Annotated in this window: 24 protein-coding genes and 1 pseudogene; 19 read left to right on the forward strand and 6 right to left on the reverse strand. The window is 64.7% G+C overall.

Annotated elements, in window-relative coordinates:
* The first annotated feature begins 231 nt into the window (after positions 1-231).
* The 5 genes from CYJ07_RS07035 to CYJ07_RS07055 all read left to right on the forward strand — a co-directional run bounded on the left by CYJ07_RS07035 (position 232) and on the right by CYJ07_RS07055 (position 4,589).
* Positions 232-852: a c-type cytochrome gene (locus CYJ07_RS07035; protein WP_104202980.1), complete on the forward strand. Its 621-nt coding sequence runs from the start codon at positions 232-234 to the stop codon at positions 850-852.
* Positions 853-1,035: 183 nt separating this feature from the next.
* On the forward strand, positions 1,036-1,686 hold the full coding sequence (locus CYJ07_RS07040) for a thiol:disulfide interchange protein DsbA/DsbL (protein WP_104202981.1): 651 nt from the start codon (positions 1,036-1,038) through the stop codon (positions 1,684-1,686).
* 82 nt (positions 1,687-1,768) lie between these two features.
* The gene (locus CYJ07_RS07045) at positions 1,769-2,524 is read left to right on the forward strand and encodes an endonuclease/exonuclease/phosphatase family protein (protein ID WP_231489568.1); all 756 of its coding nucleotides are present in this window, start codon (positions 1,769-1,771) and stop codon (positions 2,522-2,524) included.
* A 102-nt stretch (positions 2,525-2,626) separates the two neighbouring features.
* Positions 2,627-3,175, forward strand: a complete 549-nt coding sequence (locus tag CYJ07_RS07050; RefSeq protein ID WP_104202983.1) for a TRAP transporter small permease subunit — start codon at positions 2,627-2,629, stop codon at positions 3,173-3,175.
* Between the two features lie 10 nt (positions 3,176-3,185).
* Positions 3,186-4,589 carry a TRAP transporter large permease gene (locus CYJ07_RS07055; protein ID WP_197038291.1) on the forward strand — a complete coding sequence of 468 codons (1,404 nt, stop codon included), beginning with the start codon at positions 3,186-3,188 and terminating at the stop codon, positions 4,587-4,589.
* Positions 4,590-4,632: 43 nt separating this feature from the next.
* On the opposite strand, the gene CYJ07_RS07060 is transcribed toward CYJ07_RS07055, so the two are convergent.
* Positions 4,633-5,064 carry a YqaA family protein gene (locus CYJ07_RS07060; RefSeq protein WP_104202984.1) on the reverse strand — a complete coding sequence of 144 codons (432 nt, stop codon included), beginning with the start codon at positions 5,062-5,064 and terminating at the stop codon, positions 4,633-4,635.
* A gap of 41 nt (positions 5,065-5,105) precedes the next feature.
* On the opposite strand from CYJ07_RS07060, the gene thiD reads away from it, so the two are divergent.
* The 5 genes from thiD to CYJ07_RS07085 all read left to right on the forward strand — a co-directional run bounded on the left by thiD (position 5,106) and on the right by CYJ07_RS07085 (position 11,644).
* A complete protein-coding gene (thiD, locus tag CYJ07_RS07065) occupies positions 5,106-5,918 on the forward strand; it encodes a bifunctional hydroxymethylpyrimidine kinase/phosphomethylpyrimidine kinase (RefSeq protein ID WP_104202985.1) in 813 nt (270 codons plus the stop codon).
* 79 nt (positions 5,919-5,997) lie between these two features.
* Positions 5,998-6,843 (forward strand): universal stress protein, encoded by an 846-nt coding sequence (locus CYJ07_RS07070; RefSeq protein WP_104202986.1) that lies wholly within the window; start codon positions 5,998-6,000, stop codon positions 6,841-6,843.
* A gap of 66 nt (positions 6,844-6,909) precedes the next feature.
* Positions 6,910-7,347: a D-aminoacyl-tRNA deacylase gene (dtd, locus tag CYJ07_RS07075; protein ID WP_104202987.1), complete on the forward strand. Its 438-nt coding sequence runs from the start codon at positions 6,910-6,912 to the stop codon at positions 7,345-7,347.
* A 146-nt stretch (positions 7,348-7,493) separates the two neighbouring features.
* Positions 7,494-11,327 carry an AsmA family protein gene (locus tag CYJ07_RS07080; RefSeq protein ID WP_104202988.1) on the forward strand — a complete coding sequence of 1,278 codons (3,834 nt, stop codon included), beginning with the start codon at positions 7,494-7,496 and terminating at the stop codon, positions 11,325-11,327.
* Positions 11,327-11,644, forward strand: coding sequence for a BON domain-containing protein (locus CYJ07_RS07085; protein WP_104202989.1), 318 nt, complete (start codon positions 11,327-11,329; stop codon positions 11,642-11,644). The genes CYJ07_RS07080 and CYJ07_RS07085 overlap by 1 nt, the downstream gene beginning before the upstream one ends.
* Before the next feature lie 24 nt (positions 11,645-11,668).
* On the opposite strand, the gene CYJ07_RS07090 is transcribed toward CYJ07_RS07085, so the two are convergent.
* A complete protein-coding gene (locus CYJ07_RS07090) occupies positions 11,669-13,624 on the reverse strand; it encodes an ATP-binding cassette domain-containing protein (RefSeq protein WP_104202990.1) in 1,956 nt (651 codons plus the stop codon).
* Between the two features lie 77 nt (positions 13,625-13,701).
* On the opposite strand from CYJ07_RS07090, the gene CYJ07_RS07095 reads away from it, so the two are divergent.
* From CYJ07_RS07095 to CYJ07_RS07125, 7 genes are all read left to right on the forward strand, one after another.
* Complete coding sequence (locus tag CYJ07_RS07095) at positions 13,702-14,226, forward strand: TIGR02444 family protein (protein WP_104203182.1); 525 nt, start codon at positions 13,702-13,704, stop codon at positions 14,224-14,226.
* A gap of 128 nt (positions 14,227-14,354) precedes the next feature.
* Positions 14,355-15,371: a TRAP transporter substrate-binding protein gene (locus tag CYJ07_RS07100; protein WP_104202991.1), complete on the forward strand. Its 1,017-nt coding sequence runs from the start codon at positions 14,355-14,357 to the stop codon at positions 15,369-15,371.
* A 184-nt stretch (positions 15,372-15,555) separates the two neighbouring features.
* Positions 15,556-16,134 carry a TRAP transporter small permease gene (locus tag CYJ07_RS07105; protein ID WP_104202992.1) on the forward strand — a complete coding sequence of 193 codons (579 nt, stop codon included), beginning with the start codon at positions 15,556-15,558 and terminating at the stop codon, positions 16,132-16,134.
* 23 nt (positions 16,135-16,157) lie between these two features.
* On the forward strand, positions 16,158-17,441 hold the full coding sequence (locus tag CYJ07_RS07110) for a TRAP transporter large permease (protein WP_104202993.1): 1,284 nt from the start codon (positions 16,158-16,160) through the stop codon (positions 17,439-17,441).
* Between the two features lie 27 nt (positions 17,442-17,468).
* A complete protein-coding gene (locus tag CYJ07_RS07115; RefSeq protein ID WP_104202994.1) occupies positions 17,469-17,912 on the forward strand; it encodes a universal stress protein in 444 nt (147 codons plus the stop codon).
* Positions 17,913-18,018: 106 nt separating this feature from the next.
* Positions 18,019-18,702 carry a BamJ family beta-barrel-assembly machinery protein gene (locus CYJ07_RS07120; RefSeq protein ID WP_104202995.1) on the forward strand — a complete coding sequence of 228 codons (684 nt, stop codon included), beginning with the start codon at positions 18,019-18,021 and terminating at the stop codon, positions 18,700-18,702.
* Entirely contained in the window at positions 18,689-19,747 is a 1,059-nt protein-coding gene (locus tag CYJ07_RS07125) for an alpha/beta hydrolase family protein (RefSeq protein WP_156085479.1), read from the forward strand. The genes CYJ07_RS07120 and CYJ07_RS07125 overlap by 14 nt, the downstream gene beginning before the upstream one ends.
* Before the next feature lie 5 nt (positions 19,748-19,752).
* Here the strand turns inward: CYJ07_RS07125 and CYJ07_RS07130 are convergent, their stop codons facing one another.
* Positions 19,753-20,352: an SCO family protein gene (locus CYJ07_RS07130; RefSeq protein WP_422666948.1), complete on the reverse strand. Its 600-nt coding sequence runs from the start codon at positions 20,350-20,352 to the stop codon at positions 19,753-19,755.
* Positions 20,349-20,861, reverse strand: a complete 513-nt coding sequence (locus CYJ07_RS07135) for a hypothetical protein (protein WP_104202996.1) — start codon at positions 20,859-20,861, stop codon at positions 20,349-20,351. The genes CYJ07_RS07130 and CYJ07_RS07135 overlap by 4 nt, the downstream gene beginning before the upstream one ends.
* 128 nt (positions 20,862-20,989) lie before the next feature.
* Between CYJ07_RS07135 and CYJ07_RS07140 the strand changes: the two genes are divergently transcribed.
* A complete protein-coding gene (locus tag CYJ07_RS07140; RefSeq protein WP_104202997.1) occupies positions 20,990-21,907 on the forward strand; it encodes an AEC family transporter in 918 nt (305 codons plus the stop codon).
* A gap of 249 nt (positions 21,908-22,156) precedes the next feature.
* Here the strand turns inward: CYJ07_RS07140 and CYJ07_RS07145 are convergent, their stop codons facing one another.
* Positions 22,157-23,065: a LysR substrate-binding domain-containing protein gene (locus CYJ07_RS07145; RefSeq protein WP_104202998.1), complete on the reverse strand. Its 909-nt coding sequence runs from the start codon at positions 23,063-23,065 to the stop codon at positions 22,157-22,159.
* Positions 23,066-23,156: 91 nt separating this feature from the next.
* Here CYJ07_RS07145 and CYJ07_RS07150 point away from each other — a divergent pair.
* Positions 23,157-23,966, forward strand: a pseudogene (locus CYJ07_RS07150) (DMT family transporter); the annotation flags it as partial.
* Positions 23,967-24,021: 55 nt separating this feature from the next.
* On the opposite strand, the gene trmB reads toward CYJ07_RS07150, so the two are convergent.
* The gene (gene trmB / locus CYJ07_RS20575; RefSeq protein WP_104203000.1) at positions 24,022-24,768 is read right to left on the reverse strand and encodes a tRNA (guanosine(46)-N7)-methyltransferase TrmB; all 747 of its coding nucleotides are present in this window, start codon (positions 24,766-24,768) and stop codon (positions 24,022-24,024) included.

The raw sequence follows: 24,768 nt of genomic DNA on the forward strand, positions 1-24,768 counted from the left end.
CAGGGCGGCACCGTCGGGTCTTGATCTGCATTCCCGATGCCGGCTTGTTTCGTTATAATGCAGTGTCTTTTATCTGCGACCTGGGCGCGCTAGTGTACCACCGTGCTCTTGCCGGCAGCGACCGCCGAGACGGCGCGCCGAGCAGCGGGGCGAGCCCGGCCCGAAACCCGTGGGGCCCGGGCGGCACCCAGGATGCGTACCGGTAACCTATAACGGCATAGTGAAACAGCGATGAGAAAGCTACTGGCAAGCCTGGCATTTACCCTTGGCGCCTTCGGCGTCGCCCATGCGGATCCGGAAGCGGACGCCGACGCTGCCGCCGGCCGTGAAAAGGCGCAGAGCTGCGCGGCCTGTCACGGCCAGAACGGCATCAGCTCCAGTCCCTCCTTCCCTCACCTGGCCGGCCAGCAGATGTCCTACGTGGCCAAGCAGGTCATGGATATTCGCGACGGCCACCGACTGGTACCGGAAATGGCTGGGCAGGTCGACGATTTCTCCGACCAGGACGCCTGGGACGTCGCTGCCTACTTTGCCGAGCAGGACGCCAACGTCGGTCAGGCCGACCCGGCCGAGGAAGCCCTCATGCGCGGACAGGAACTCTATCGCGCCGGCGACATGGCAAAGGGGATTCCCGCCTGTGCGGCCTGCCATGGCCCGACCGGCGCCGGCATTCATACCGCGATCTACCCGGCCCTTTCAGGCCAGTTCTCCCAGTACCTGGTCGCCACGCTGCAGGATTTCGCTGCGGGCGAGCGCAACAACGATCCCAACGGCATGATGGGCGACATCGCTTCCAAGATGAGCGATACCGACATGGAAGCCGTGGCCAACTACATTCACGGCCTGCACTGAGTGCAGCGCTGCTGACATCGGCCGGCCCGTGGCCGACGGAAGGCGGCTTCGGCCGCCTTCCGCGTTTACCCTCCCTCGGGAACCGCAGCGGCCGACCATGCTCAAAGTGATCGATGGCGGCGCTCGCACGCGTACCGGCGGGCCAACCGCTTCCATGCGGCCCTTTCAAGGAGTCAAGAATTCATGTTCAAGCCATTTCGCACGCTTCAGTCCGCCCTGGTCGCCGTCGCCGGTCTCGGCCTCGCCTCGCTGGTGGCAGCCGACAACCTGGTCGAGGGCCAACATTACGAGATGTTGCCCGAGCCGGTCGAGACCCAGGTCGAGGAGGATCAGATCGAGGTCACCGAAGTGTTCTGGTATGGCTGTCCCCACTGCTACGACCTGGAGGAGCCGCTCAATGCCTGGGTCGCCGAGCAGCCCGACGACGTCGTCTTTCGCCGTATGCCGGCTACCATGGGCGGCGACTGGAACACGCATGCCGTCATGTTCTACGCCGCGGAGGAACTCGGCGTTCGCGAGGAGGCCCATGACGACATCTTCGACGCCATTCATCAGGACGGGCAGAAGCTGAACAGCGCCGACAGCATCGCCAAGTTCCTCAGTCAGTACGACGTCAGCGAAGACGAGGCGCGCCAGGCGCTGGACGCCTTCGGCGTCAAGGCGAAGGTCAACCAGGCACACGCGCGCATGCGCACCATGCGCCTGATGGGCGTACCGGCCCTGGTCATCGACGGCCGCTACCTGGTGACTCCGAGCAGCGCCGGCAGCCTGGATAACATGCCGCAGGTCGCCGATGCGCTGGTTGAGCTCGTACGCCAGGAACGCCAGGGCTGACGTGTCCTCCGAGTCGCTACACCTGGCCGATGCCAGGACGCCGCCCCTGGAGGGTGGGCACCTGAAGCTGCTCACCTTCAACATGCAGGTCGGTATCCAGACCTCGGCCTACCATCACTACGTTACGCGCAGCTGGCAGCACCTGTTGCCGCATCCCCAGCGGATGCGGCGGCTGGACATGGTCAGCGAGGTGCTCAGGCGCTTCGATATCGTCGGCCTACAGGAGGTCGACGGCGGCAGCTTCCGCTCGAGCCACATCAATCAGGTCGAGTACCTGGCGACACGCAGCGGCTTTCCGCACCACTATCAGCAGCTCAACCGCAACCTGGGACGTTTCGCCCAGCACAGCAACGGTCTGCTGTCGCGCCTGGCTCCCACCCGGGTCGAGGAGCATCGCCTGCCGGGCACGCTGCCCGGTCGCGGCGCCATTCACGCTCGCTACGGCGATGGCCCAGACGCCCTCCACCTGTTCGTCGCCCACCTGGCGCTAAGTCACCGCGGCCGGGTGCGCCAGCTGGATTATCTCAGCGAGATCATCCAGCCCCTGAGCCACGTGGTGGTGATGGGCGATCTCAACTGCACGCCGGATCAGTTGCACACGCATAAGCGCTTCTGCGCCTCGCTGCCGCTGCATCCAGTGCGCCCCCTGCTCAGCTACCCCTCCTGGCAACCGCGCCGAGCGTTGGATCACATTCTGATTTCGAGCTCACTGAAAGCATGCGACGTTCGTGTGCTCGACCATCTGTTCTCCGACCATTTGCCGATCGCCGTCGACGTGGAGTTGCCCAAGGCGTGCCGAGACATTCTCCAGGCGCTGCTGAAGGCACAAGCCCGCTAGTCTAGCTTGGCGACCACAGCTGGCGTTGAGACCCGGGGATGACGCCCGGCGCCTAATCGGCGATGATGCGTTCCCTGTTTTACTTCGACACGAGACTCTCCCATGCCAACCGCGAACCGTGATCCGGTCCTGCTCGCATGGCTCGACGGCTTTACCGAGGTCGTGGGCCGCTCCATCGCCTGGCTGGTGTTTGCCATGATGGTGGTGCAGTTTGCCATCGTGGTGATGCGCTACGTCTTCAACGTCCACAGCGTGGCGATGCAGGAAGGGGTAATGTTCATGCACGCCATGGTGTTCATGCTGGGGGCCGCCTGGACCCTGCGCCACGACGGCCACGTTCGCGTCGACATCTTCTATCGCAAGCTTTCCGCCCGCGGCCGGGCCTGGATCGACCTGCTGGGCACACTGCTGCTGCTGTTCCCGGTGACGCTGTTCATTGCCATCGGCAGTTTCAACTATGTGAAGAGCAGCTGGGCGATCCTCGAGCGCTCGTCGGACAGCGGGCTCCCCAGCGTTTTCCTGCTCAAGACGTTGATTCTCGTAATGATGGCGCTGCTGCTGCTGCAAGGGGTGGCACAGGTCATTCGCCAGGTACTGATCCTGCGCGGCGAGGCCCCGGGCAACACTCCCGATCACGACGAGGTGCTCTGACGTGGAAGCGTTGCTCGAATTCATGCCGTTGTTCCTGTTCTTCGCCGTCTGCGCGGTGCTGATGCTGGGGTACCCTGTGGCGCTGGCCCTGGCGGGTACCGCATTGATGTTCGCCGGGCTGGGGCACCTGCTGCTGCAACTCGGCCTGCCGGTGCCCTTCGAGCCGAGCATGCTGGGTGCCATGCCCAACCGACTCTATGGCGTCATGATCAACCAGACGCTGCTGGCGGTACCGCTGTTCGTACTGATGGGCGTGCTGCTGGAGAAGTCGCGGGTCGCCGAGACCCTGCTCGACGCCATGGCGTTGCTGTTCGGCTCATTGCGCGGCGGACTGGGGATCTCGGTCATCCTGGTTGGCATGCTGCTGGCCGCTTCCACCGGTATCGTCGGTGCCACCGTGGTCACCATGGGCCTGCTGTCGCTGCCGACCATGCTCAAGCGTGGCTATTCGCCGGCGCTCGCCACCGGCAGCATCTGCGCCACCGGCACCCTGGGCCAGATCATTCCGCCCTCCATCGCCCTGGTGTTGCTGGGTGACGTGCTGTCGAACGCCTACCAGCGCGCCCAGCTCGCCATGGGCGTATGGAGCCCCAAGACGGTGTCGGTGGGCGATCTGTTCGTCGGCGCCCTGATCCCGGGTCTGCTGCTGGTCGTGGCGTATATCCTTTACCTGCTGGCGGTGGCCTGGTGGAAGCCTGAATGCGCGCCGCCGGCCGACCGCGAGGCGCTTAAACAGGAACTTGGCCATAACGGCAGCCTGCTGCCGATGCTGCTCAAGGGATTGATTCCCCCGGTGCTGCTGATCGTCGCCGTTCTGGGCTCGATCCTTGCGGGCCTCGCCACCCCCACCGAGGCCTCGGCGGTGGGCGCCACCGGCGCCTTCCTGCTGGCGCTGACCCATCGCCGCCTGAACCTGCCGATGCTGCGCGAGGTGGTACGTACCACCGCCCAGGTCACCAGCATGGTGTTCCTGATCCTGATCGGTGCCGCGCTGTTCTCGCTGGTGTTTCGTGCCTACGGCGGCGAGGAGTTGGTCACCGGCCTCTTCGAGGCCCTGCCCGGCGGCGTGGTCGGCGCCACTCTGGTGGTGATGCTGGTGATCTTCCTGCTCGGCTTCATCCTCGACTTCATCGAGATCACCTTCGTGGTGGTGCCCATCGTCGGGCCGGTTCTGCTGATGATGGGCCTCGACCCCATCTGGCTCGGCATCATGATCGCGGTGAACCTGCAGACGTCGTTCCTCACGCCGCCGTTCGGATTCGCGCTGTTCTATTTGCGCGGCGTGACACCGGAGTCGATACCCACGTCGACCATCTATCGCGGCGTGATCCCGTTCATCCTGCTCCAGCTCTGCATGCTGGTGGCGCTGGCCCTGTTCCCGGGTCTGGCCACCTGGCTGCCATCCGTGCTTTGACCGGGCCTAGCCGTAGCTTCGCCGTACGCGGGCGGCTCGACCGTCAGCCGCAGAGGGGAGCGAGCCAGGCCTGAGCCAGGTAGAGGACCACGGCGTAGCGCACCCCCTTGGCCAGACCGATGAGCAGGATGGCCCGCCACCAGGGCAGGCGGAAGACACCCGCCAGCACGGTGAGCGGGTCGCCGATCACCGGTACCCAGCTCGCCAGCAGACTCCATTCGCCGAAGCGCAGGTACCAGCGCTCGGCTCGGGCCAGCCCCTGCGGCGAGGCGGGAAACCAGCGGCGATCCTGGAAGCGGCGCGCATAGCGCCCCAGCCAGACATTGACCAGACTGCCTAGAGTGTTGCCGGCCGTAGCCACCAGCCACAGCATCGATTCCGGCTCACCCAGACACCAGAGGCGCGCCAGCCAGACTTCGGAGCCTCCCGGCAACAAGGTGGCGCTGGCCAGCGCCACCACGAACAGACTCAGCATTTCGCCTCCCAGGCCCATTCACGATGCGAGACGAAGATCCCATGACCTCGACCCGTTCCATCCCCAACGTGCTTACCATCGCCGGTTCCGATCCCAGCGGCGGTGCCGGCATCCAGGCCGACCTCAAGGCCTTCTCCGCACTGGGCGCCTATGGTAGCAGCGTCATCACGGCGTTGACCGCACAGAACACTCGGGGCGTGCGAGGCGTGCATCCAGTGCCGGTGGAGTTCATCCGCCTGCAGCTCGATACCCTGCTCGACGACGTGGCGATCGATGCGGTCAAGATCGGCATGGTCGCCAATCGCGAGGTGGCCGAGGCGATTCGCGACGCGCTCGTGGCACGCCGGCCGCGCTGGATCGTGCTCGACCCCGTCATGGTGGCCAAGAGCGGCGACGTGCTGGTCGAAGCGACCGGTATCGCCGCGGTACGCGAAGTGCTGGTGCCCCTGGCCGACCTGATCACCCCCAATCTACCTGAAGCGGCGGTACTGCTGAGCGGCGGCGCCCCGGCATCGCGCGATGACATGGCGGCGATGGCACCTCGGCTGGCGGCCCTCGGCGCCGGCGCCACACTGCTCAAGGGCGGTCACCTGCGCGGCGAGGACTGCCCCGACCTGCTGATCACGGCCGACGAGACGCGCTGGATCGAGGGGACCCGAATCGGTACGTCCAACCTGCACGGCACCGGCTGTTCGCTCTCCTCGGCCATCGCCGCTCGTCTGGCGCTGGGCGACACTCTGTCCGAGGCGGTGATAGCGGCCAAGAGCTGGCTCGAGACGGCACTGACCGAGAGTCGGCGTCTCGATGTGGGCCAGGGACAGGGGCCGGTTCACCACTTCCACCCTTGGTGGTGACAGGCACGCCTTGCGCCCACGACGGGTGCCGCCCATGCTGAAGTCTGCTCGCCGCATCTTCCGTTACGGAGAGAGACTCATGACCCAGACCCTGCTGTTCGCCTGCGATCTCTCGGCCGAGAACCGCGCCGCCTATGCCCGCTCGATACGACTGGCCAACGAGAGCGGCGCACGCCTGGATGTGCTTCATGTGCTCGACCCCTACCTCCCGCACCGGGTGCTGCACGACCTGGAAGAAGCCGTGGTGGCCGACATGCAGGCCATGCTGACGGATCTGCGTGAGGATTATGCGTTATCGGCACCGAGCGTGATGCTGCAGACGGTAGCCGGAGCGCCCTACGCCGAAATCGTCCGCGAAGCCTATGATCGCGATGCGGACATGATCGTGCTCGGTTCGCATCGCAAGCGCGGCCAGCCCGACCTGATCGCGGGGACCACCCTGGCGCGAGTGCTGCGCAGCGCCCCCTGCCCGGTGCTCTCGGTCAGCCAACCGGCCAATCGCGACTGGGAGGATATCCTGGTGCCGGTGGATTTCTCGCTGGCGAGCCGCCATACCCTGCGCGAAGCGCTCAAGCGCTTTCCCGAATCCCGCCTGACCCTGTTGCACGCCTGGAACATCGCCGGCGAGCGCGTCCTGGGCTCGGACCAGAACTACGCGCGCTGGCGCGACAGCGAGGTGGCGCGCCTGCGCTGTCAGCTCGAACGGGAAACCGATCAACTGATGAGCGAACTTGACAGCGTGCCGGAGGTGGAGCTGGTACTCGAGCAGGGCGATCCGCTGGAGGTACTGCTCACCCGGCTACGGCGCCAGCCACCGGACCTGCTCGCGCTGAGCAGCCGCGGCCAGTTGGGTCGACAGAGTGCCATCACCGAGGCTCTGCTGTGCGAGCCGCACTGCGACATCATGCTTTGCCGGGCCTGGTGAAGACTTGGCCTCGAGCGCGCGCATGATACCCTGACGGCGAACCGTAGCCGCAAGGAAGCTCGCCGGATGAAAGCCCTGATACAGCGCGTGCGCCGCGCCAGCGTGACGGTCGACGAACGGGAGGTAGGCACCATCGCTCATGGCCTGCTGGCCCTGGTCGGCGTGGAGAAGGGCGACGACGAGGCCGCCGCCGAGCGGCTCCTCCACAAGCTGCTGCGCTATCGGGTGTTCGGCGACGAGGCGGGCAAGATGAACCTCGACCTGCAGCAGGTCGACGGTGGGCTGCTGCTGGTCTCGCAGTTCACCCTGGCCGCCGACACGCGCAAGGGGTTGCGACCGAGCTTCTCCAGCGCCGCCCCACCGGACGAGGGCGAGCGGCTGTTCAACTACCTGCTCGAGCGTGCCCGAGCGGTCTGGCCCAGGGTAGAGAGCGGCGAGTTCGCCGCCAACATGCAGGTCGAGCTGGTCAACGATGGGCCGGTGACGTTTCTGCTTGAGAGCTGAGAGTGGTCAGTAAGCCGAACCAAGCATAGGCCGGTTGGATGGTGCGAAGCTGGCAAGCCTCGTGGGCAGGATTGCCGTCTGCCAGGCCGCGCACCATCCTCAGGTGGACCAATAGACCCGAGCTAATGGAATAGGGTAGCGGGCTGATGAAACAGGGTTCTTCGAAACATCTGTGGTGGATAGTTCCGCTCCTGTTCGCGGTACTGCTCGTCGCGGCGGCGGCACTTCTGCCCTGGAATTTCCTGAAGCCGGTCATCAGCGAGCGCATCGAGGAGGCCACCGGTCGCCAAGTGGCCATACGCGGCGATGTGGGAATCGACCTGTTTCCACGACCAGAGTTAACGCTGAATGAGGTGACGCTCGACAATCCGGATTGGGCCGCTTCGCCGCACATGCTTGAGGCGCAGCGCATCAGCCTCGCGCCCTCTCTCCGCGACCTGCTCCGCGGACAGGTCACGATGAATGATATCGGAATCGACAGCGCGACCCTGAACCTGGAACAGCGTGCCGATGGCATCAACAGCTGGGAATTCGGCGACGGGCGGCAGGATCGACAGGATCAGCAGGCACAGTCACAAGTAGGTGCCGCCTCACCCCTGCCCGATCTCTCCGTATTCGATTCTGAGGTGCACTACCGAGCCGCCCAGGCCGATACCCCCCTCGACCTATTCATATCCAACCTTGAGGTTCAAACTGATGACGAGGCCCTGCACACTAGGGCGACACTGACATTTCAGGAGCGGCGCTTTGAGCTGGAGGCTGAAACCGATCCCATCGAAGCCTTCACGGATGGTGCCCAGGCCTTCGGCGGCGAAGTTTCGCTCAGCTCCGGGGAGAGTCGATTCACGGGAAGCTTCGAGGCACCCGAAACTCCGTCATTGGAGCGATTTCAGGTGGACGGGGAGCTCATCCTGGAGAACCTTACCCATTGGTCACAATGGTTGGAGCTGCCGCCAGTCGAGCTGGATCGCCTAGAAATGGCGGCACACCTCGAGCGCGATGGCAGCGAGTGGCACTTGCGCGACATCGACGCCTCCGCTGCCGGGAGTCGCATCACCGGTGAGCTGTCGCTGGATAACTCAGGCAAGGCACCGACATTCGACGGCCGGCTCTCCTCACCGGAACTCGATGTCGCCGCATTGCGTGAGGCCACGCCGGAATCAGAGAAAGAGACGGCAGTCTCGATTCCCGTGCTGCCGAACTGGCGAGGCGAGGTTGCACTCGCGGTGGATCGCCTCAGGTTTGCCGACACGGCGATTCACAACCTCCAGGGACAGCTTCGGTTCGCCGAGCATACGGCGTCACTCGAGCCTTTCTCCTTCGAGATGGCGCACGGTAGCGTCGAGGGTAATGCGCGGCTGACGAGCGGCCCCGAGACGCTCGACGCGCAGGCGCGCATCTCATTGCAGGAAATTGACCTGGCCCAGCTCGGCATGCCGCAGGAGGCTGATGGCACGCTGGATGCCGACCTCTCGCTCCACCTCGAGCCACTCCCGCAGGGCCCAAGCCACGAGCGCAGCACGCTGCTTGCCAATTTGCGGATCGCCAACGCTCGTGCTGCCTATCGCCACGACGAAACCGACAGCGACCTGGAAGCGATGCTTGAAAACGAAGGCGGGGGGGAGCCACCCGGACTGCGGCTGACGGTGAATGGCACCTTTCGCGACAAGCCGCTGGACATGCAGGTCAGCGGCGCTCCCCTACCCGCTCTGATCGACCTGGAAGAGACTACCCTGCGAGAGGACTACCCGCTCGAGGCGGAAGCCACCTCCGACGGACTACATGTCCAGGCGGATACCACGTTGGATCTGATCCTCAGCCCCGAAACCTTTTCAGCAGACCTGATACTGAACGACGAAAGTGGCCGCGATCTTGAAGCCTGGATCGGCCCGGTGCTGCCCCCCCTGCCAGAATACCGGCTCGCGGGCCGGTTGAGCCGTGAAGGGGAGCAGTGGTCTGCCACCGGGGTCGAAGGAGAAATCGGTTCGACCTCCATCGCCGGCAGCGTGGAGGTTCTTGCCGCTGACCACCCTGTCGTCACAGCCGATCTCGAGGCCGGGCGCATCGACCTGGCGCAGTTCCTTCCCGCTGGCGAAACGTCGGATGATACGGCCCGGAACGAATCGCTGCTGGTGCCGCTACGAAGCTTCGACGGCCAAATGGACCTGCAAGCCACTGCCCTGGTGCTGCCCAACGGACTCGTGCTTCAAGACCTCGTACTCGACGCCGACCTGGACGCAGGCAGACTGCAGGTGGATCCCCTCCGGTTTCGCCTTGGCGGCGGCTCTCTTGCCGGCACGCTTGCGCTGGACGCGACCGGAGACCCGGCATCCGGGCGCCTGGATATCGCACTCGACGACATCGCTCTGAGTAGCTTGGGTGATACGTTTACACCCGTGGAGGATCGGCTCGGCAGGCTATCCGGAAATCTGCACATCCATGTGAGTGAAACGCTGCCCACCGACAGACGCGACGATCTGCTGCTGCCGTTCATCGGCCGTCTGAGTTTCGAGCCCTCGGAGCTTCGCTTCGCTGACCCCGAGGCCGGAACCGAACTGACCCTGCGCCTGGAAACCCAGGGCGCCGATACCGGAAACCAGACGTTTCGGCTTGAGGGCGAAGGTCGCTACGATGGCGCCCCGGCATCGCTCTCCCTGCGGAGCGACCCCCTGCTTGCCGCCCGCGACCCGGACCGTTCGTATGCGGTGGATCTCGAGGCCGACATCGTCGACACGCGGCTCAGATTGCAAGGCACGCTTCTGCGGCCGCTGGCGTTGGAAGGACTGGATCTCGAACTCGCACTGGAAGGCCCGAACCCACAGCGCCTGAGCCGCCTGCTAGGCATAGCGTTACCGCAGCTCCCTGCCTATTCCGTATCTGGAAACGTGGACCTGGAAAACGAGCGCTGGGTCTTCAGCGAGATGCAGGGGCAGGTTGGCGACAGCGATCTAGCAGGACGCCTGACACTCGATACCGGCACCACGCCGCCTCGACTGGAAGGGGAGCTATCCTCCCAGTACCTCGACATCGAGGACCTCGGCTTTCTCGCCGGAGCGACCCCAGAGGAGATCGAAGCCGACGACCGCTTCGTGCTGCCCGATACGCCGATCATCACCGGTGGGTGGCTTGGGGTGGCAGCCAATATTAACTACCGGGGCGAGTCCGTGCTCGCGGGCGAGGTTCCATTGAGCAATGTAGCCATCAACTTCGTGCTCGAGAATGGGCGCGGAAACTTCGACCCCGTCAGTTTCGGCGTCGAAGAAGGAAGAGTTGATCTCACGCTCGAGATCGATGCGAGTACACAGCCCCCCAGTGGCACGGTGCAGGTGGAGCTCCGGAAACTGGACCTCGACGCTTTACTGCAAAATTGGAATCTGGCCGATGAGAGCGTCGGCACCATCGGCGGGCGCGGCAAGCTCTGGGTCGAGGGCGCTTCGATTGCGGAACTTCTGGCCTCTGCCGATGGTGGCGTGGTACTGCTAATGACCGGCGGCAAGCTGGACGCGTTGCTCGTGGAACTCGCCGGAATCGATGCGGGCCAGACATTTCTAAGCTGGATTCGAGGGCGCGATCCCATCCCCATCGATTGCGCTTACGCCGATCTTCAGGCAAGAGACGGTGTAACCCAGCTGGACACCTTCGTGGTGGACACAACCGACACCACCTTTACCTTTGGTGGCCAGGTGAATTTGAATACGGAACGCCTGGATATCAGCATTATCGCCCACCCCAAGGACCCCAGCCTTTTCGTCGGACGCTCTCCGCTCCACCTGGGCGGCACCTTCGACGATGTCGAGCTCAGCGTGCATCGGCAAGGCCTTGCTCTGCGGGCCGGCGCAAGCGCTGTCCTTGGCGCCCTCGCCGGCCCCATCACCGCTCTCTTGCCGCTACTGGAAGTCGGCGCAGGCCCCGACATGGCATACTGCCAAGGACTTATCAGCCGTTCCCGCGATGCCATCGAAGAGGAGGGCGCCGACTGATGCGTCAACGCTACTGGTTCGCCATCCTGTCGATACAAGGCCTTTTCATGCTCGGTCTTCTGGCCGGCTGCGCCGACACCCCCGTCAATGAATCTGCCAGGCTCGAACAGCAGGATTCGCTCGAAGCGGTGCAGATCAAAGCCCGGCTCCTTGAAGCACCGGACCTTGCCGGCTCGGCCATCGACGTGGATCTGGACGGTGACCGAGCCATCCTGAAGGGCTTCGTTGAGACCACGGAGCAGCGCAAGAGAGCCGAGGACATCGCACGGGATCAGGACCGGGTGAAGACGGTGGACAATCAGATCACCGTGAAATAGAGGTTTCGCTCTGTTGTCAGTTCACTACTCGCTCCCTGCCGCCAGCAGCTCCGCCTCCATTGCTTCCAGCTCCTCTTCGGCGACGAGCCATTCAGCCTCCAGCTCCTCGAGTCGCGACTTCAGCTCACCCTGGCGGGCCAGGCGCTCGGTAAGCTCGCCCTTGCGTGCCGGCTCGGTATAGAGATCGGCCTCGCCCAGCGCCTCCTCCACCGCGGCGAGCTCGCCCTGTACCTTTTCCATGGCCTGCTCGGCGCGGTCGCGCGCCTTCTTCAGCGGGCGCAGCTTCTCGCGCAGCTCGGCGGCGGCGCGGCGTGCCGCCTTGCGATCGTCCTTCGGCGCCGCGCTCTCCGCCAGGCGCCCGGCCTTTTCGGCGCGCGCCTCGCGCCGCTCCCCCTCCAGCCGCGCCTTGAGCCAAGCGCGGTAATCCTCCAGGTCACCGTCGAAGGGCTCGACGCGGTGATCGGCCACCTTCCAGAACTCGTCCACGGTGGCGCGTAGCAGGTGGCGGTCGTGGGAGACCAGGATCACCGTGCCCTCGAAGCTCGCCAAGGCTTCGGTGAGCGCCTCGCGCATCTCCAGGTCGAGATGGTTGGTGGGCTCGTCGAGCAGCAGCAGGTTGGGCTTTTGCCAAGCCACCAGCGCCAGCGCCAGGCGCGCCTTTTCGCCGCCGGAAAAGCGCCCCACCTCGCCGAAGGCATCGTCGCCGTGGAAGCCGAAGCCGCCCAGGAAGGTGCGGATCGACTGGTCGCTGGCGGTGGGCGAGAGCCGCTGCACGTGCATGAACGGCGTCGCCGTCATGTCGAGCCCCTCGAGCTGGTGCTGGGCGAAGTAGCCGATGGCGAGATGCTCGCCCGGCACGCGCCTTCCCGCGAGCAGCGGCAACTCACCGGTCAGCGACTTGATCAGCGTCGACTTGCCGGCCCCGTTGGGTCCCAACAGCCCGATGCGCTGGCCGGGCAGCAGGGTGAGCTTCACCTCGTCGAGCTGGGTGGTCTCCCGGCCGTCGGCGCTGCGGTAGCCGAGCCTGGCGCGATCGAGCACCAGCAGCGGATGCGAGGTCTTCTCCGCCGCGGGCAGGGTGAAGTGAAAAGGCGAATCGGCATGGGCCACGGCGATGTCGCCCATGCGCTCGAGCATCTTGAGTCGGCTCTGGGCCTGGCGCGCCTTGGTCGCCTTGGCGCGGAAGCGCGCCACGAATTGCTCGATCTCCTCGCGCCGGGCCTGCTGCTTGGCGGCCTCGGCCTGCTGCAGGGCCAGCTTCTCGGCACGGGTACGTTCGAAAGTGGTGTAGTTGCCGCGATAGAGCACCAGCCGGCGCCGGTCGAAGTGGACGATGTGGTCGCAGACCGCATCGAGGAAATCGCGGTCGTGGGAGATCAGCAGCAGCGTGCCGGGATAGCGCATGAGCCACTGTTCCAGCCACAGCAGGGCATCGAGATCGAGGTGGTTGGTGGGCTCGTCGAGCAGCAGCAGGTCCGACGGCATGAACAGGGTGCGTGCCAGGTTGGCGCGCATGCGCCAACCGCCTGAAAACGCCGACAGCGGACGCTCGAGGTCGGCCTGGGCGAAGCCAAGCCCGATCAATAGCTGGGCGGCACGCGCCGGCGCACTGTAGCCATCCAACGCCTCGATCGTCCCGTGCAGCTCGCCTTCGCGGTTGGCATCGCCTCGCTCGCGGGCCTCGGCCAAGGCCGCTTCGGTCTGGCGCAACTCATGATCGCCGTCGAGCACGTAGTCGACGATGGGGCGATCGAGCGCGTCCACTTCCTGGGCCATATGGGCGATACGCTGCCCGCCGCTCATCTCGATTTCACCGCGATCGGGCGCCAAGGTGCCCAGCAATAAACCGAACAGGCTGGACTTGCCGGCGCCGTTGGGGCCGACGATGCCGGCCTTGTGGCCGGCGTGCAGGGTCAGCTCGGCCTCCTCGAGCAGGGTCTGGGTACCGCGTTGCAGGGCAACCTGGCGCAGTGCAATCATGCAGGCTCCAACTGGCAGAGGGAGAAGGCCATCGCCGATACCGCTCAGTGGCAGGCATCGGAGGCGACGACCGGATCATGAACGAGGATTCTACCGCAACGACCAAGGCTCTGTGGCCCCAGCTGGCCACCGATCCGCTATGGGATTTCGCCCTGTCGTTTTATGCCCGGCCCGGCGTGGAGGCTGCCTGCCTGCTGCTGCAGGACGAAGCCGGCGTCGACGTCTGCGAACTGCTCTGGCACTGTTGGCTCCATCGTCATGGCTTGCGGCTCGTCGAGGCACCGCCCGAGCTGGCCGCCATTCGCCGCTGGCAAGAGGAGGTCACGGTGCCACTGCGAGGCCTGCGCCGCCGACTGAAAGCCGAAGCGATCCGGAGCGCAGGCGTCGCCCACGTTCGCGAGCAATTGAAGCAGGCCGAGCTCGCCGCCGAGCGCGAGACCCTTGCTCGTCTGCAGCGCCTGGCCGAGCAGGGCAGTGGCCTGAGCCCTTTAACCACTTGTGCTTCAAGTCTGGAAATTTCCCTTGCTTCGCGCTGGGAATTACAGAAAAAAGCGCAACTTTTGGCAGTTCAAACCCTCGAATGCCAGCTTGACCCTCTGTAGGGGGCACGCTAGCCTGAAAAAAGTTATGCAGCCAAACTGGCTGTTTGACGCCTGCTGATGCGTAATGCTTGATATATCGTTTTTGAGATATAGCTTTCACGGGCCCAACCTGCGAGGAGAACATAATAATGAAGGCAACCAAGTTGTTGACCACGGCCAGTATCGGCGCAGCGCTATTCGGTATGTCTACGGCTGCGTATTCCGATGACTGGCGCTACGCGCATGAGGAATTCGAAGGTGACGTTCAGGATGTTTTCGCTGTCGCCTTCAAGGAGCATATCGAGGAAAACTCCGATCATACCGTTCAGGTTTATCGCTTCGGCGAGCTGGGTGAATCCGACGATATCATGGAGCAGACGCAGGCTGGCATTCTCCAGTTCGTCAACCAGTCGCCTGGCTTCACCGGAGCGCTGATCCCCGAAGCTCAGATTTTCTTCATTCCCTATCTGCTGCCCACCGACGAAGAAACCGTGCTCGAGTTCTTCGAGGAGAGCAAGGCGATCAACGAAATGTTCCCCGAGCTCTACGCCGAGCAGGGGCTCGAACTCCTCCAGATGTATCCCGAAGGCGAAATGGTCATCACCGTGGATGAGCCTGTTCGCAGCCCGGAAGATCTGCGCGGCAAGAACATCCGCACCATGACCAACCCGCTGCTCTCCGAGACCTACCGCGCTTTCGGCGCCACCCCCACCCCGCTGCCCTGGGGCGAGGTGTATGGCGGCCTGCAGACCGGCATCATTCAGGGTCAGGAAAATCCCATCTTCTGGATCGAATCCGGCGGTCTCTACGAGGTTTCCCCGCATCTGGTGTTCACCGGCCATGGCTGGTTCACCACCGCAATGATGGCCAACAAGGACTTCTTCGACGGTCTCCCCGAGGAGGACCAGGAGCTGATCCGCGAGGCCTCGGAAGCGGCCTACGATCATACCATCGAGCATATCTCCGGCCTGGCCGAGGAGTCCCTGCAGAAGATCCAGGAGGACTCCGACGAAGTGACCGTGACGCGTCTCGACGAGGAGGAGATCGAAGCCTTCCGCGAGCGTGCGCCGCAGGTCGAGGAGCGCTTCATCGAAATGACCGGCGAAAGCGGACGTGAGCTGCTCGAGCAGTTCAAGGCCGACCTGGAAGCCGTGACCGAAGAGTAAGCCGTTTCGGCTTGCCGTCGCAGGGGGGTAGCCATCTGGCTACCCCCTTACGTTTCCGGCCGGTGCGCTTCCCGGCCAAACAGCGTTGAAGGTTTCGGCGCTCATTTGCCGCACCGTTGCTTACCCTTGAGGTCGAGAAAAGCGCTCTACTATCTTGCAGGGAAGTATCCAGGAGATCGGTCGCATGACTGAAGAAGAATCCGAAAAGAATTATCGCTCCACCCTTCCTGGCCCTCTCGGCATCCTCGACACCTGGATCAGCCGCGCCGAATCGGCCATCCTGGCGTTGGGCGTGATCCTGATGGCCGTCAATACCGTCGCCAACGTGATCAGCCGCTTCGCCCTTGGCGAGAGCCTGCATTTCTCCGAGGAGATCAACCGCATCCTGATCGTGATGGTCACCTTCGCCGGTCTCGGTTATGCGGCACGGCACGGCCGGCACATCCGCATGTCCGCTTTCTACGATGCCCTGCCCACCGGCGCTCGTCGCTGGCTGATGGTGGCGATCTGTCTGTTCACCTCGCTGGTGATGTTCGTGCTCTGCTACTTCTCCATCGGCTATATCGAGACTCTCTACGACCGGGGACGAGTCTTGCCATCGCTGAGCGTTCCGGTATGGATGATCTATCTATGGGTACCGGTAGGCTTCACCATTACCGGGATCCAGTACTTGCTCACCGCGGTCAAGAATCTCACCTCCCGTGACGTTTATTTGTCGACCCACGTGGTCGATGGATACAAGGATACGGAAACGGAAGTCTGACGCAGGGCTGAGGAACAATAACCATGACACCCATCATACTTTCCATCATGATCGTGCTCCTCCTGCTGGGGTTCCCGATGATGATTCCGCTGGCGACGGCAGCCTTCGTCGGCTTCTTCATGACCTTCGGCGGGCTGGGGCAAATGGAAACCCTCATCCAGCAGATGATGGGGGGCATTCGCCCCACCGCCCTGATCGCCGTGCCGATGTTCATTCTGGCCGCCGACATCATGACCCGCGGCCAATCCGCCGGGCGCCTGATCGATATGGTCATGAGCTTCGTCGGCCACGTGAAGGGCGGCCTGGCGGTCAGTACCGCCGCTTCCTGCACCCTGTTCGGCGCCGTATCGGGCTCGACCCAGGCCACCGTGGTGGCGGTGGGCTCGCCGCTGCGGCCACGCCTGCTCAAGGCCGGCTACTCGGACTCCTTCACCCTGGCGCTGATCATCAACTCCAGCGATATCGCCTTTCTGATACCGCCGAGCATCGGCATGATCATTTACGGGGTCATCTCCGGCACCTCGATCGGCGAGCTGTTCATCGCCGGTATAGGCCCCGGCCTGCTGATCCTGGCCATGTTCTCGGCCTATTGCGTGATCTACGCCATCGTTCGCAAGGTTCCCGCGGAGCCCAAGTCGAGCTGGAAGGAGCGCGTCAGGGCCGTGCGCGACGCGCTGTGGCCGCTCGGCTTCCCGGTGCTGATCGTCGGCGGTATCTATGGCGGTATCTTCAGCCCCACCGAGGCCGCGGCAGCGTGCGTACTTTATGCCGTTCTGCTCGAGTTCGTGATCTTCCGTTCGCTGCAGCTGCCGGACATTTACACCATCGCCAAGTCCACCGGCCTGATCACCGCGGTGGTGTTCATCCTGGTGGCGGTGGGCAACGGCTTCTCCTGGATCATCTCGTTCGCCCAGATTCCGCAGACCCTGCTGGGTGCGTTCGGTGTCAACGAGGCCGGACCGATCGGTGTGCTGGTGGCCATCTCGATATCCTTCTTCATCGCCTGCATGTTCGTCGACCCGATCGTGGTGATCCTGGTGCTGACGCCGATCTTCGCCCCGGCGATAGCGGCCTCGGGTCTCGATCCAGTGCTGGTGGGGGTATTGATCACGCTACAGGTCGCGATCGGTTCGGCCACGCCGCCCTTCGGCTGCGATATCTTTACCGCCATCGCCATATTCAAGCGCCCCTACTGGGAAGTGATTCGTGGGACGCCACCGTTCATCTTCATGCTGATCCTGTCGGCGGCATTGATCATCATGTTCCCGCAGATCGCCCTGTTCCTGCGGGACGTGGCGTTCAACTGATGGCGGAACCGACCTGAGGAGACGGTGATGTTCAATCGAATACTGGTACCGGTGGACGGCTCGAAGGGGGCTCTCAAGGCGCTTCAGAAGGCCGTGGCGCTGCATCTGCTGACCGGCGCCGAACTCTACATACTATGTGTGTTCAAGCATCACAGCCTGCTGGAAGCCTCGCTCTCCATGGTGCGCCCCGAAAAGCTGGATATCCCCGACGACGCGCTCAAGGAGTACGCCACCGAGATCGCCGTGCATGCCAAGAGCGAGGCCGTGGCTCTGGGCGCCGATCCGGACAGGCTGCGTGCCTTCGTCAAGGGCGGGCGACCATCGCGCACTATCGTGCGCTTCGCCCTCAAGCGCGAGTGCGACCTGGTCGTGATCGGCGCGCAGGGCACCAACGGCGAAAAGAGCCTGCTGCTGGGCAGCGTCGCCCAGCGGGTGGCGGGATCCGCCCACTGCCCCACGCTGGTCGTTTGACCGCCGCAGGGGCGGCGCGCCCGCGGGTGCGGAACCGACCCGGCCCTGTTAGAGTCCGATAATGAGGTCAAGCCGACCGCCCCATTAACCTTCGATAGGACTCTGCATGAAAACACTGCTGACTTTCGCCTCCGTGGCCGCTCTGCTGGCCGCGGCGCCAGTCGCGTTGGCCGCACCGGAAACAGAGGACGAGCGTCTCAGTTACAGCCTGGGCATTGCCTATGGCCAGAGCATCGCTCAGGAATATTCCGACCTCGATGTGGACGCCTTCGCCGATGCCATTCGCGACATAATCGAGGGCAACGAACCGGCCATGGACGCAGACGAGATGGCCGAAACGCTGAGCCGATTCCAGCAGGAGGCGCTGGCTGCCCGTCAGGCCGAGGCCGAAGAGCTGGCCGAGCAGAATCACGCCGAAGGAGAGGCCTACCTCGAAGAGAATGCGCAGCGCGAGGAGGTCACCACCACCGATTCCGGCTTGCAGTACGAGGTACTCGAGAGCGGCGACGGTGAAAGCCCCGAACCGACCTCCCACGTCGAAGTGCATTACGAGGGTACGCTGGTCGACGGTACCGTCTTCGACAGCTCCTTCGAACGCGGCCAGCCGCTGAGCTTTCGGGTGGACCAGGTGATCGAGGGGTGGCAGGAAGCCCTGCAGATGATGAGCGTGGGGGATACCTGGATGCTCTATATTCCCCCCGAGCTTGGCTATGGCGCCCAGGGCCAGGGTCCCATCGGCCCCAATGAGACGTTGATCTTCCGGGTCGAACTCCTCGATGTCATGGATTGACGCCCGCTCGGTCCCGCTAGTGCCCGCCCTGCTGGCCGGGCTGCTGTTCGCCGCCGGCGCGCGGGCCGAGAGCTCTCCTTCCGAGCTGCCGCCACTCGCCACCGACCCCGATGACGTCAGCGTCATCGGGGTCTCCTCGGGCGGCTACATGGCCACCCAGCTCGCGGTGGCCTGGCCCCGTCGCTTTACGGGCCTGGCGGTGCTCGCCGCCGGTCCCTGGAGCTGTGCCCAGGGTGGCCTGGGGCGCGCGCTGGGACAGTGCATGACGACACGCCACGGCGACCCCGACCTGGGCGAGCTCGCCATCCGCCTGCGTGACTATCGAGCCCGTGAGCTGGTGGGTGAGGAGGAGGATCTGGCCTCGCTGCGCGCCTTCGTCTGGTATGGCGAAAAGGACGCCGTCGTTGACCCCTCGCTGGGCAGGGCGCTGGTCGAGCAGCTCGAGGATTGGCTCGCCGAGCCGGACTCGCAGCTCAAGGTGGTCCGTTCGCCCGGAGTCGGTCATGGCTGGCCCGTCGAAGCCGACGAGCGGCTGTCGCCGAGTCAGATGGGCGAATGCCGGGACGGTGGCGGCACGCACCTGCTGGCCTGCGGTATCGACATCGCCGGTGAAGCCCTGAATTGGCTGCACGATGAGCTGAAGCCTCCCACGGAAGACGACGTCGCGCGCCTGGAGCGCTTCGATCAGACGACCTTCGACGCACGCGGCCTGGGAGACATCGGCTACGTGCTGATACCCGAGGCATGCGAATCGGGCGGCTGCGGCCTGACCGTCGCGCTGCATGGCTGCGGCATGACACTGGAACAGATCGACGATGCCTTCGTACGCCACAGCGGGCTCAATGAGTGGGCCACGGCCAACCGACGAGTCGTGCTCTATCCGCAGGCGACCACCAGCCTCGCCAATCCTCAGGGCTGCTGGGACTGGTGGGGTTTCGCGGAAAGTACCTGGCAGCTCGATCCGCTACACGACACCCGCGAAGGGGTGCAGGTGCGATCACTGATGGCGATGATCGACCAGTTGGAGGAGCGTCCGGAACGCTAGACCGCTCAGCTTTCGATGCCCAGCTCGCTGTGCAGCGCCGAGCGCAGCGGCTGCGGTGTCGGCGAATAGAGGACTCGCTGGCGAATCTTGCCATGGCGGTCGACCAGATAGAGCGATGAGGTATGATCGACCGTGTACTGCATGGCCGAGTCTGGCGTCTCCACCCGCCGCCAGACCACACCATAGCGGGTGGCAAGCTCCTTGAGCTGCTCCTCGCTGCCGGTGGCGCCGATGAAGTCGTCGCCGAAGAAGCTCACGTATTCGCTCAGTCGATCCAGCGTGTCGCGTTCCGGATCCACGGATACCAATACCGGCACTACCCGACGCCGCTGCTCCTCGTCCAGCCCCTGCATCACCTGACGCATTACCGCCAGGCTCATGGGGCAGACATCGGGGCAATGGGTGTAACCGAAGAACAGCACCGCCACCTGGTCCTCCTGCAACTGGGTCAGCGAGAAGTCTCCCCGTGTCGAAGGCAGCTCAACGGGACCGCCCCGAGGCATCCCGTCGTCCTCCTCTCGCAGCTGCTGGTAGCCGAAAAAGCCGCCGATTGCCGCCAGGAGAATCAGGGCGACGAGTGCCATCCCCATACGATTCACCATCATGATCCGCTCCGTTCCACACTGAAATCGAACCGACTGCCCAGACGGCCATCGGGCGTCTTAACTACGACTTCGGCCTGCCATGCCATGACCGATTCGGTACAGATGGGCACCTGGACGAGCCCCTCGAACCGGTTACCATCCTGCGCGTCGAGAGGGAAGCGATGCAAGCCCATGTCCATGTCGCGGCCGACCAGATCGACGCGCACGGACTGGGCGTTTACTCCTGCGACCTCGACTCTCAACGGCAACGGCTCGAGCGCGCGGATTCCCCCCGGTGCGTCGACGCGGAGTGTGAGCTGACGCGCCCCGCCAAGGCTGGCGCTACAGGTGGCAGCAGGCAGATCGCAGGGAAGCGTGGCGAGATACCAGTCGATATCGGAGTCGCCGCGCAGCAGGTGGGCCGCCAGATACCACAGCGCCACGCACAGGGTGATCAGCGTGGCCAGCATCATCAAGCGCAACCTGGGGAAACGGGATTCACCGGCATCGGGCAGGGAGGGGGACGTCATGGCGGCGAAAGCAGCACTTCAATGGATAGAGAGGGTAAGCTTAACAGCATTTGTCTTTCGGCCAGGCGTGTACCGTTGTCGCAGGGTTTAACGCTCATTAAATGGCCAGTAACCACAAGGATACCGATATGCAAGGCGTCGCCGACGCACTGGGTCCGTTATTCCTGCTGATCCTGTTGGGCGCCGTCCTGGGCCGCTTGCGCCAGCCGGACGGAGAATTCTGGTCCCAGCTTGAGCGTCTGATCTACTTTCTGCTGTTCCCCGCCATGCTGATCGCCACTCTGGCGACGGCCGATGTGGGCGAGGTCATGGTGGTGCGCCTGGCCGTGGCCCTGCTGGGCGGCATGTTGCTATTCGCGGCCCTGCTATGGCTGGCGCATAGCTGGCTGGGACTCCAGGCGGCGGCCTTCACCTCCGTCTTTCAGGGCGCGCTGCGCTTCAATACCTATGTCGGCGTCGCTGGCGCCGCGGCGCTGCACGGCACGGCCGGCATCACCGTGGCAGCGGTGGCCGTGGCGCTGATGGTGCCGCTGGTCAACGTGCTCTGCGTGGCCAGCTTCATCGGCGCCGGTACGCTCGGCACCTCCAGCCTGGGCAAAAGCCTGGCGGCACTGATACGCAATCCATTGATCCTCGCCTGCCTGACGGGTATCGGCCTCAACCTGACGGGGATCGGACTACCCGGCTGGAGCGGCGCCGCCGTGGAGCTGCTGGGGCGTGCCGCACTGCCGCTGGGGCTGGTGGCGGTAGGAGTGGCGCTACGGCCCCAGGCGCTGCTGCGCCTGGATCGTGGGGTATGGGCGGCCAATCTGATCAAGCTGGTGCTCATGCCGACCGTGGTGCTGGCACTGGCCCTGCCGCTGGGACTGGATGCAGTCAGCCGCGACGTGGCGCTACTGTTCGCGGCCCTACCGACCGCCACATCGGCCTATATCCTGGCCCGTCAGCTGGGCGGCGACGCCGAGCTGATGGCCGCCCTGATTACCGGCCAGACGCTTTTGGCCATGGCGACGCTGCCGCTGTGGCTGCATCTGGCAGGCGGATGAAATAAAAAACGTTCGCATTCGTGTTGACAGCGATAATGAGAATGGATTACATTGAAGGCGTGGTGTTGATGAGGCACCACAGCCATTAGGGGAATTGCCAGTTTCCCGCTATGGTTTCTCCCCCTCATTGCTAGTCACGGTCTTGCCTGCGCCCTCCCTGAGGGCGCTTTTTTTTGCCTCGCCGGTTCCTCATTGCAGCGCTTTATCCGATAGTACTGCCATCCACGCCCTGCCGGGAGCGCCCTTCCTTCAGGTCGCTGCGGCGCCTCGCCAAGGGCCTCGTTCGAGCAAGCGTTCACGCAGCATGGCGGCCAGCGCCTCTACCGCCGGGCGCGACTCCGCCTCGATATGGCGAGCGAAGTGCAGCCGCGCCTCGCAGCGGTCGAGCGTGGGCAGCCCCTCAGCGGCACCCAGTTCGCGCATGGCGGGGGTGAGGCGTTCACGGTCGAGTACGCTTATCGCCAGGCCCTTTTCCACCGCCCGCTCGACAGCGTGAATACTGGTGCTGGTAAACACCGCATGCCAGGACCTGCCCAGCCGCTCCAGGGCTTCGGTCGCCAGCGCCCGATAGGGGCAATCGACCTCATGCAATGCCAGTGGCAGACTCTCCCGGTCCGCCAGGCCGGCGGCACGCGGCCCCGCCCAGACGGGCGAGGTGCGCCACAGCGTCTCGCCGCCCGGCAGGGATACTGGACGGTCGAGCACCACCGCCAGGTGCAGCCGCGAGCGACCCAACTGGCGGCCCAGCTCACCGCTGGTGGCGGTGACGGCTTCCAGCAGCACGTCGGGGTGGCGCGAGGTGAATTCCGGTAGCACGTCGCCGAGCAGTTCGCGCGCATAGTCTTCGGGCAAGCCGAAGCGCACCCGACCGCGCAGCCCCTGGCCGGCATAGCGGGCCACGATCCCGTCATGCATGCGGAGCAACTCACGGGCTTCCTGCAGCAGCGCCTCACCCGTAGCAGTAGGGATGACACCGCGCGGACCGCGCTCCAGCAACCTGGCGTTCAAGGCGGCTTCCAGGCGCTTGATCTGCATGCTGATGGCGCTGACGGTGCGATGCCGCTGCTCGGCCGCCGCCGCCAGCGACCCGAGCTGAGCGGCGGCCTGGAAGCTGCGTAGCAGCTCGAGATCCAGCGCGGCCGCTTCGACTTCAGCCATATTGAACTCTCCCTGCAATAAGTTTCGCTTCATTGAAGCTGGCATAGCCGCCAAGCTCAAGGTCCCCGAACCCAGCAGAGGAGGACCCGACATGCCGAACCGGATTATATCCCTGGCGATTGCCGCCGGATTCGTGGTGTGCTGGAGTTCCGGCTTCGTCGGCGGTCGACTCGCCACCCAGGCCGACATGCCGGTGCTGACGCTGTTCGTTTGGCGTTTTCTGCTGGCCGGACTGCTGGTCGGGGCGTGGTGGCGCCTGACGTCCCGCAGGCCGGTATCAGGGGGCGAGGTGCGCTACGAGATGCTGATCGGCAGCCTGACCATGGGGGGTTATCTGCTCGGCGTGATCCTCGCCCTCGAGTTCGGGGTCAGCGCCGGCGTCACGGCATTGATTGCCGCGCTCCAGCCGCTTCTGGCGGCGGCCGTGGCGGGACCCCTGCTGGGCGAGCGTCTTGGGCGAAGAGGCTGGACGGGGATGACGCTCGCTCTCGCCGGCGCAGCACTGTGCGTTGGCGACGACCTGGGGGGCGAACACCCGGCGCCGATCTGGGCCTATGCGCTTCCGCTGCTGTCGGTCGCGTCGGTGACGCTCGGCAGCTTGCTATCGGTGCGCAGGGCGCCCACGCTGCCGCTACCCGCCGCGCTGCTGGCGCAGCTCACCGCCGCCGCCGGTATCTTCCTGGTCGCCGCGCTGCTCGCCGAAGGCGGCAAGTTGACGCCGCCCGCGCCGGAACCACTCACGCTGGGGGCGCTCGCCTGGCTGGTGGTGCTATCGAGCCTGGGCGGCTACGGTTTCTTCGTGGCCAGCCTGCGACGCTTCGGCGTCACCCTGACCTCGGCGCTGGTCCACCTCACTCCCGGCGTAACCCTGCTATGGGCCGCCGCCATGTTTGCCGAGCATCCGGGGCCCGCCGGCATAGTAGGCATGACTCTCGCCGGAGCCGGAGCGCTGCTGGCTATTCGCAGCGCTCGAAGATCAGGTCCCACACGCCGTGACCCAGGCGCTCACCGCGCGCCTCGAACTTGGTCAGCGGACGAAAGTCGGGGCGCGGCACATAGGGCGCCGTCTCCGCAGACGCCGTATTGACGAAACCAGGTGCGGCGGTCATGACCTCCGCCATCCACTCGGCATAGGCCTGCCAGTCGGTGGCCATGTGCAGCAGGCCGCCGGGCTTGAGCCGCGTCCGGATCAGCTCGACGAAGGCGGGCTGCACGATACGCCGCTTGTGGTGCTTCTTCTTTGGCCAGGGATCGGGAAAGAACAGTTGCAGCGTATCAAGGCTCGCTTCCGGCAGGCATCGCTCGAGCACCGCCAGCGCATCCTCGCGATAGACCCGGATATTGGTCAGGCCCCGCTTGTCGGCCTCATCAAGCAGCTTGCCCACGCCGGGCGCGTGCACCTCGATGCCGATGAAGTCGGTATCGGGATGCCGCGTGGCCTGTTCGATCAGCGAGGCGCCCATGCCGAAGCCGATCTCCACCACCCGCGGCGCGCGTCGACCGAACAGGGAATCGAGATCCTGGCGGCCGTCGGCCAGGGTCAGGCCCAGCCGCGGCCAGACCTCTTCCAGCCCGCGCGTCTGGGCCTGGGTCATGCGCCCGGCGCGCAGCACGTAGCTCTTGATGCCGCGGCGGTGCAAAGGGGCGTCCGGCCCTTCCGGGCCGGTACTCGAGGTGACGGTATCGCGTTGCGGATCGCTCAT

The organism is Billgrantia saliphila, from assembly GCF_002930105.1.
In the GTDB taxonomy this organism is placed as follows: Bacteria; Pseudomonadota; Gammaproteobacteria; order Pseudomonadales; family Halomonadaceae; genus Halomonas; species Halomonas saliphila.